The 8,619-nt window shown below is 72.0% G+C and carries 5 protein-coding genes; 4 read left to right on the plus strand and 1 reads right to left on the minus strand.

Features of this window, described 5'->3' with window-relative positions; genetic code table 11:
- The 4 genes from AOK17_RS02965 to AOK17_RS02980 all read left to right on the plus strand — a co-directional run.
- The coding region (locus tag AOK17_RS02965) for a condensation domain-containing protein (protein WP_245696991.1) at positions 1-1,403 on the plus strand (1,403 nt) is incomplete at its 5' end.
- A complete protein-coding gene (locus AOK17_RS02970) occupies positions 1,400-2,704 on the plus strand; it encodes a M18 family aminopeptidase (RefSeq protein ID WP_055610681.1) in 1,305 nt (434 codons plus the stop codon). The genes AOK17_RS02965 and AOK17_RS02970, both read left to right, overlap by 4 nt.
- A gap of 45 nt (positions 2,705-2,749) precedes the next feature.
- The gene (locus AOK17_RS02975) at positions 2,750-3,532 is read left to right on the plus strand and encodes a thioesterase II family protein (protein WP_079052759.1); all 783 of its coding nucleotides are present in this window, start codon (positions 2,750-2,752) and stop codon (positions 3,530-3,532) included.
- A 34-nt stretch (positions 3,533-3,566) separates the two neighbouring features.
- A complete protein-coding gene (locus AOK17_RS02980) occupies positions 3,567-5,516 on the plus strand; it encodes an amino acid adenylation domain-containing protein (RefSeq protein WP_055610683.1) in 1,950 nt (649 codons plus the stop codon).
- 66 nt (positions 5,517-5,582) lie between these two features.
- On the opposite strand, the gene AOK17_RS02985 is transcribed toward AOK17_RS02980, so the two are convergent.
- The gene (locus AOK17_RS02985) at positions 5,583-8,378 is read right to left on the minus strand and encodes an alpha/beta hydrolase (RefSeq protein WP_055610684.1); all 2,796 of its coding nucleotides are present in this window, start codon (positions 8,376-8,378) and stop codon (positions 5,583-5,585) included.
- Between the last annotated feature and the right edge of the window lie 241 nt (positions 8,379-8,619).

Consider the following 8,619-nt stretch of genomic DNA (forward strand, 5'->3'; position numbering starts at 1 on the left):
TCCCCGAGCCCGCCCCCTCCGGCAACGCCGAGGTCGTCGAGCTCGTGGACCGCGCCCCCGCGAGCGACCAGCAGAACCGGATGATCGCAGGCCACTACGCCGTTCCCCAGGCGCAGGTCTGGAACGTGCCGACCAGGATCCGCTTCCGGGGTGCCCTGGACCCGGACGCCCTGCGCTCGGCCCTCGCCGAACTGATCGAGCGCCACCACTCGTTGCGTACCCGCTTCATGCGGGACGGCGAAGGAGTCTGGTGGCAGGAGGTGGTCGCCGCGCCGCCGCTGCGGCTGCAGATCGACGACCTCACCCGCCTCGAACCCGACAAGCGTGCCGCCCGCGTCGACAAGGTGTGCCGGGCGATGGCCGCCGCGCCCGTCGACCTCACCCGTCCGACGCTGCCCCGGCTGAGGCTGCTGCGGGTCGAGCACGACGAGTGGGTGCTGATGTTCGTCATGCACCACATCTGCGCCGACGGCTGGGCCCACTCCGTGCTCCTGGCGGAGCTGGCCGAGCTCTACACGGCCGCCGCGGCCGGTACCGCGCACGCACTCGACGCGCCCCCGGTCCAGGCAACGCACTACGCCCGCCGTCAGCTGGAGACGAAGGACCCGGCGGCCGAGGACCGGCGGGCCGCACACTGCGCCGACTATCTGGAGGGGGTGCCGTGCCGGCTCGACACTCCGACCGACCGCCCCAGGCCCGAGCGGCTGAGCGGCGACGGCGGCACGGCACGCGGGGCCGCCTCCGGTGAACTCCGGGCGGCGATGGAGAAGTTGGCGGCCGACCGGCACGTGACGCCGTTCGCGGTGGCGGCAGCCGCGCTCGGCATCCACCTCGCCCGGCTCTCCGGCGAGCGGGACGTCCTGCTCAGTGTTCCGTACGCCAACCGCGAGGACCTGGACTGCGAGTCGCTCGTGTCGGTGGTCTCCACGGCCGTCCTGGTCCGGGTGCGGATCGACCCGGCCGAGACCGTCGCCGAGCTGGTGTCCCGTACCGGCGCGGGCGCCCTCGGCATCATGGCGAACGTGCTGCCCACCGCCCGCATCCTCCAGGCGATGCGCGACGCGGGCGCGACCGAGGTCCCCGACCGGGTGCCGAACGGCCTCGCCTTCCAGAACTACGCCGACTCCGACATCGAGATCCCCGGCCTCGACGTCGAAGTGGAGGACGTGGCCCCGCCGGTCGCCCGGGCCGAACTCGTCTTCGGTCTCTCGCCGCGTCGTGATCCGGGCCTCGGTTACCGGACGTTCCTCGAGTATTCGGCCGATCTCTGGGATCGGGAATCGGCCGAAGACCTGCTCGCCGAGTACGTCTCGGTGATCGGAGACTTGTGCGCGCAGCCCGACCGCCCGGTCGCCGCACTGCTCGACACGCACACAACGCCCCGGAAGGCGGACGCCGAATGACCCTGGCCACCGACCCCAGCCACACCGAGGACCTGCTCGCCTTCCTCCAGGGCAGCTCCTCGCCGTACCACGCCGTGTCCCAGGCCTCGCGCCGCCTGGAGAAGGCGGGCTTCACGGAGCTGAGCGAGACCGAGGAGTGGACGGGGCGCAGCGGCGGCTGTTTCGTCGCCCGCGGCGGTGCGCTCATCGCCTGGTACGTCCCCGAGGACGCGCCCGCCCACACCCCCTTCCGGATCGTCGGCGCGCACACCGACTCGCCCAACCTGCGGGTCAAGCCGAGGCCCGACACCGGTTCCGCGGGGTGGCGGCAGGTCGCCGTCGAGATCTACGGGGGCGTCCCGCTCAACACCTGGCTCGACCGGGACCTGGGAATCTCGGGGCGTCTGACGCTGCGCGACGGCACCTCCACCCTCGTCAAGGTCGACGAACCGCTGTTCCGAGTACCGCAGTTGGCCATCCATCTCGACCGCTCGGTCAACGAGTCCATGGCCCTGGACCGGCAGCGCCAGACACAGCCGATCTGGTCCCTCGGCAGACCCGAACAGGGCGCCCTGCTGCGCCGGATCGCGTACGAGGCCGATCTGGAACCCACCGAGATCCTCGGCTGGGACCTGATGCTGCACGACATCCAGGCACCCGGACACCTGGGCGCGGAGCGCGAGTTCCTGGTGTCGTCGCGCCTGGACAACCTGGTGTCCGTGCACGCGGGGGTCACCGCGCTGACGGCGGCGACCGAGGCCTGGGCGCAGGACGCCGGTGCCGAGTCGTTCCGGGTTCCGGTGCTCGCCGCCTTCGACCACGAGGAGGTCGGCAGCGGCTCCGAGACCGGTGCCCAGAGCCCGCTCCTGGAACGTGTCCTGAACCGCTCGGTGGCCTCCCGCGGCGGCAGCGGCGAGGACTGGTCGCGGGCCCTCGCGGGCGCGCTCTGCGTCTCGGCCGACATGTCCCACGCGGTCCACCCCAACTACAGCGAGCGGCACGACCCGGACAACCACCCGCTGCCCAACGGCGGCCCCGTGGTGAAGGTCAACGTCAACCAGCGGTACGCCACCGACGGCACCGGCCTCGCCGCGTTCGCCGCCGCGTGCGAGCGGGCCGGGGTGCCGTTGCAGCGGTTCGTGTCCAACAACGCCATGCCCTGCGGTACTTCGATCGGGCCGATCACCGCGGCACGCCTGGGCGTGACGACGGTCGACGTGGGCGTGCCGGGCCTTTCCATGCACTCCGCACGGGAACTCGTCGGGGCCAGGGACCCCGGCTATCTGGCACAGGCGCTCGCCGAGTTCGTCACGACGAGCTGAGAACGGGACCCGCACAAAACTCGCATCAGGTATCGAAGACCAACCATGGAGAGTGACAGAACGTTGGCGGCAAAGACCTTCGCGCTCAAGGGCGCCGACCCGCAGGACGCCTCGATACGCGTGCTGATCGTTCCGCACGCCGGCGCCGGGGCGGCGAGCGGCCAGGGCTTCGCGGAGCACGCCCCGGCCGACTGGCTGGTGGCCACGGCCCGGATGCCCGGCAGGGAGACGCGTATCCGGGAGAGCGTTCCGGAGCTGCCCGGTCTGGTCGACGACGTCGTGGCCACGGCCCGCGCGCTGCCAGGCACCGCCCCCTTGCTCGTCGTCGGCGTGTGCTTCGGCGCGATCGTCGGCCTGGAAGCCGTACGCGCGCTGCAGCGGGAGGACGGCGTCCGCGTCGCCGGCATGGTGGCCGTCTCGCAGTGGGCGGTGACCGAGAAGCCCGACCCCGAGCGCCGGTTGCTGCGCGACACGGACGACACCGACGGCGTACTGGCGATCCTCGACGGGTTCGGCGGAGTCCCGGAGAGACTCGCCGCCAACGAGCAGATGCTCGAGCTGGTGCTGCCGACGATCGTGGCGGACATCCGTGCCGTCGAGGACTACTCGTCGGGCCCCGACCCCCTTCTCCGGTGTCCGCTCCTCACCGTGTTCGGGGACGAGGACCCGCTGTGCCCCGAGGAACGGACCGCCGACTGGGCCCTGTTCAGCGAGAACACCCGCAGTGTCTGGCTGCCGGGCGGACACATGCTGCTGACGGACAGCCCCGCCCTGGTGGTGGACGCCGTCGTCGGCAATCTCGACCAGTTCGCGGCAGAACAGCCCTGACCTTCCGCACCCGGACCGACCGAGGTTGACCTCCATGACGACCGTCCAGGCCTCCGCCGACCGCCCGTCGACCGACGCGGACCACCGGCTCGACGCACTCCTGCTCGAACGGTGGGAGCGTGATCCCGGACTCCCCGCGATCGTCTCCGGTGACACCGTCCTCACCGTGGGCGAGTTGAGGGAACGGGTCCTGCGGACCGCCGCGGCCCTTCGCGCGCACGGCGTACGGGCCGGTGACCGCGTCGTGATCCACCACGACCGCTCCGTCGAGTTCGTGGTGGCCGTGCTGGGCGCGATGTTCGCGGGCGCCGCCCACGCGGCACTCGGCGTGGACGACCCGCCCCAGCGGACCCTGCGCGCCGTCCGGGACTGCGCGCCACGGGCCGTGCTCACCAACTCCGCGCTGCGCGACCGCTTTTCGGGTGTATCGGATGTACCGGGTCTGCCGGGTCTGCCGGGTCTGCCGGACCTGGTCGTCCTGACGGACGAGGAGTGCGCCGCGTACCCGCCGACACTCGAACCGGTACGGGAAGCCTCGGACACGTCGGACACCTCGGACGCCTCGGCGGACGACCCCGTCGCCGTCATCTACACCTCCGGGTCCACCGGCCGCCCCAAGGCCTCGCTGATCAGCCACCGCGCTCTCGTCTCACGGATCACTGCCCTGCAGACCACGCACCGCATGGACGAGCGCGACCGGATGCTGCACCACACGGTGTGCACGTTCGACATGCATCTCGGCGAGCTGTACTGGCCGTTGCTCGCCGGTGCCACCGTCGTCATCGCGGCCCCGGGCCGCCATCGCGACGCGGACCATCTCGCGGAGCTGATCCGCGACCAGGGGATCACGACGGTCTACTTCGGCGTGTCCCAGCTCGAACTCTTCCTGCTGACCCGCGATCCCGCCGAGCGGTACGACGGACTGCGGCAGGTGCTCACCGGCGGCGAAGTGCTCGGTCCCGAGTTGGTCAAGCGCTTCCACTCGCGCTCCACCGCGTCGCTCACCAATATCTACGGGCCCAGTGAGTGCACGATCTACTGCACGGCCTGGGTGCTGCCGCGCGATCCCGACCTGGACACCGTGCTCATCGGTCCCGCCATCCAGGACACCGAACTGTGGATCCTCGACGAGAACGGCACGCCGGTCGCCGACGGGGAACCCGGCGAGCTCTACATCGGCGGCGCCGGTGTCGCCCTCGGCTATCTGAACCGGCCCGAACTCACCGCCGAGCGTTTCCTCGACGCCGAGCGTCTTCCCAACGCCCCTGCGGTGAGCGCCCATTGCCGCCTCTACCGTTCCGGCGACCTGGTCAGGGCGCGGCCCGACGGCGCGCTGGAGTTCCTGGGCCGGGCCGACCGGCAGGTGAAGATCCGGGGCATCCGCATCGAGCCCGGCGAGATAGAGGAGACCGCCAAGCGCTGTACGGGGGTCCGGCAGGCGGCGGTCGTCGCACACGGCTCGGGTGCCGAGAAGCGACTCGCCGCGTTCGTGGTGCCCGAGAAGGGCACGGAACCGGGCAGCCTGCCCTCGTCCGTACGCGAGGCCCTGCGGACCTGGCTCCCGCCGTACATGGTGCCGTCGGCCATCGAGGTGGCGGACGAACTGCCTCTGACGCCGAACGGCAAGCTGGACCGCCGTCTCCTGGAGACCTGGGCGGCGAAGCGGTCGGCCGAATCCGCGCCCGCGCGGCCCGTAAGCCGTGCGCCCGCCGACAGCGCCGCCGGCACCCCTGCCGACGCGGATCCGGACGTGGAGAGCGTCGTGTCCGAGGTGTGGTGCGAGGTCCTCCAGGTCTCCGAGGTCGGCCGGGACGACGACTTCTTCGACCTGGGCGGCGATTCCTTCAAGGTGCTGCGTGTCGTCGAGACCCTCCGGGAGCGGCTGCGGGCGGACATCCCCCTGGCGGCGCTGCTGCTGGAGCCGACAGCGGCCGACTTCAGCGAGGAAGTGCGCCGCATCATGGTGCACGGGCCCACGGACTGAACCCAGGGGCCCCCGCGTCTCGTTCCGTACAGAGCTACTACGTCACACAGGTACTACGCAGCGGTACTACGGCGCGTCCGCCACCGTGCCGTCGAGCACCGGCCCCTCCACCTGTTCGCCCTCCGCAGTCCAGAGGAACAGCTGGATCCGCAGCGACTCCTCCGGCTCGGTCACGCCGTCCGCGACGACGGGAATGGTCACGTCGGTGGTCAGTTCGCCCTGGGGGACGGCGAGGGGCAGATAGAGCCCTTCCAGCCCGGACAGCGGCCGGGAGGGGTTCGGTGACTCGCCGGTGGTCTCCTCCAGCCAGGCCGGGTCGACGTCGGTGGTGGACAGTTCGGCGCCGCCGACCGGCGCGAACGCGGAGTCGATCCAGATCTCCGTGTCGGCGACCGCGGACTGGGTGATCCGCCACGTCAGGCTCTGGCCCTCGGTGACCCGGCTCGGGACCGGCGCCACGCTGAACGTGGGCATCGGGTCGTCGTCCTTCACGGTCACGCCGCCGAGGTGGTTGCCGACCACCGTGTCGTGGACGGCCTTCGCGAACACGTTGTACGCCGTGCCGTAGCTGTAGCGGGTGTTGCCGGGCACGTCGACCGGCACGTCGATGCTTTCGGTGCCGGGGCGCACGGTCACCACCCGGGACGTGGTCTCACGGGTCTCGGGGTCCGAGACGAAGAGCCGGATCTGTCCACTGCCCTGCCCGGAGAGCCGTATCGGCACCTGGTAGGTCTTGACTCCCGAGTCGCCCTCGTCGGCGGTCAGCCGGCCGATGTCGACGCGGGGCGGCGAGACCGGCCGTACGTCGGCCATGCCGGGGCGCCAGCCCCAGGCGTCGATCAGCCACGCCTTTCCGGATCCGCTGCGGGGAGTCAGTTCAAGGGACTTCACCTGCTTGAGGTCCAGCCCGGCCGCGGTCGCGGCGGTCAGCGGTACGCGTACCTCCTGGCCCCAGTACGAGGTCGTCCGCTCGGTGCCCGGCAGTCCGTCGAGGCGGATGTCGCCGAGCGTGGCCCGTCGGCCCGCGGTGTCGGTGAGGGACACGTCCATGCGGGTGCCGGTGGTGTTCGGGGGCACGACGACCCGCAGGGCCAGCGACTTGGCGCCGGTCACGGAGACCGGTCGCTCGGGCCGCACCCGTACCGCGGAACCCGGCGCCGACCAGTCGAGCGCCACGGCGTTGCGGCCCGCTTCCCGGTCGGTCTCCCAGCCGGCGAAGTGCGGTGACGCGCCGGGTTCGTCGGGGTTGAGGCAGGCCGTGGCCGGGTCGGGGTCGACCTGCTCGCACAGCCGGCCGCCGTCCACCTTCACCGAGGGGTCCGGCACGAACGCGCCGGCGCGACGGGCACCGACGGCGTGGGTGAGGACGCGCGCGGAACCCGCGGACTTCGCCCGTACGCCGGACCCGTCCAGCAGCGGCCGGACCCGGTCGTCGCCCGCGACGAACACCCGGGCCGCGGCGGCTATGTAGGTGGAGCCGGCGGCCTGCTGCTTCTTGGCGGTCAGGCGCGTCGCGGTGCCCGGCGTGCACACCGCGTCCGGCGACCCCTCGTCGTCCCAGAAGTCGTCGTTGGCGGGCGCCTGGGCCTGGCCCGGCGTCCACTCGGTGTTGAAGTAGTTGTGGTTGGCGCCGACCATGTAGACCGCGCTGTGCAGGGCGGCACCACGGCTGACACCGCGGGTCCCGTCCACGTAGATCTCGCCCTGCAGATCGGACACATCGCCGTCGCAGCCGGGCAGGATCGTCATCGACGGAACCTCGGGAGCGGGGTTCTGCCCGAAGATCGTGGGGCCGATGAGGACGGTCCCCCGGATCTTCCAGCGCACCGGCCCCCGGTAGCCGTCCTTGTCGGCGGGAGGCTTGGAGAGGCTGTCCATCGCGGCCCGGTTCACGCCCTCGCCGCCCCGCGAGTGACCGACCAGGAGTACGCGCGACAGGTCGGCCCGCGCCGCCTTCCGTACGACCTCCGGTGCCGAAGTCCGTCCGGCGCCCGACCAGTTGGCCCACCGGGCGAGATGCTGCCGTACGAGGGAGGAGCGGGCCTGTGCTCCGCCGTCCTCCGCCGCGAAGTCCTGGCCGTTGACGCCGTTGGCGGATATGGACACCGTCACATAGCCCTGGGACGCCAGCAGTTTCTGGTCGTGCAGATAGCCGCGGTGGCTCGGTACCGGCTTCGAGTCGGTGGGGCAGGGCCAGTCGCCGACGAACTCGCCGTCCGGGCCCCCGGTGTAGCAGGTGGGGTGGCGGCCGTGCAGGAAGAGGGCCAGCGGGCGCTTGCCCTGGGCGCCGGCCGGGGCGACCACGGCCGCGCGCATCTCCACCGGTTCGGGGAAGTCGGGCAGCTTCACGGACTTCAGCTCGTACTCGCCGCTGACCGTGCGGTACGGGCCGGGGACGCCGGGGTCCACGGGGTTGGCCGGCGGCAGGGCCGACGGCTTCACCGGGGCCTGGGAGCGTCGCCGTTGCGAGTCCGCCTTCGCGCCGGCCTCGTCGAGGCGGCGGCCGGCGGCCCGCACCTGGAGGTCCTTCGCCGGTCCCAGCTCCACGCCCTGGAGGGCGAGCCTGAACGTGTGCCCGTCCTTGGCGGCGAGCGGTCGGCCCAGGAGCCGGTCGCCGGAGTAGAACTCGACGGCGGCGTCTCCCATGGGCACGGGTGTGGTCGAGCGCCAGGTCAGCTGCTGACCGGATCTGGTTCCGGTGATCTGCCAGCCCGCCGGCAGTCTGCCGTCGGGGTCGGCCGAGGCCGCGGGCGTGGGCGGGGCGGGTTCGGCGGCCGGCCGGGCCTGCGCGACTCCTTGCGACCCCACCACCACCGCCAACAACGCCGCAGCGGCGACCAATGTGCGCCGGGCATGGCTCAACGTCCTTCTCCTCCTGTTGGCTCCTGCGCCCGGGCGCCTCGGTTGCCCCAGATGCCCCGGGCATCTCTCTCGTCCCTCTCGTCCCTGAGAAGAAGATGAGAATCGGGGCCACGGGGTTGCTCGGAGTGAACGTCCGGTCGAGGCAGGCGGGTGCCTCAAGTGGAGCCTGGAGAAGCGGAGTTGGCCCGGCGTGCCGGTGCGCCCGGTGCGGGGCCGCTGACGGGCTGGGGGGGAGGGGGGC

It is taken from the genome of Streptomyces phaeochromogenes (assembly GCF_001418655.1).
GTDB classification, from domain to species: Bacteria; Actinomycetota; Actinomycetes; order Streptomycetales; family Streptomycetaceae; genus Streptomyces; species Streptomyces phaeochromogenes.

What these genes read in the sequence shown, in the direction of transcription:
- AOK17_RS02970 (WP_055610681.1), top strand. Translation starts at nt 1,400, where the DNA reads ATGACCCTGGCCACCGACCCCAGCCACACCGAGGACCTGCTCGCCTTC.
- AOK17_RS02975 (WP_079052759.1), top strand. Translation starts at nt 2,750, where the DNA reads ATGGAGAGTGACAGAACGTTGGCGGCAAAGACCTTCGCGCTCAAGGGC.
- AOK17_RS02980 (WP_055610683.1), top strand. Translation starts at nt 3,567, where the DNA reads ATGACGACCGTCCAGGCCTCCGCCGACCGCCCGTCGACCGACGCGGAC.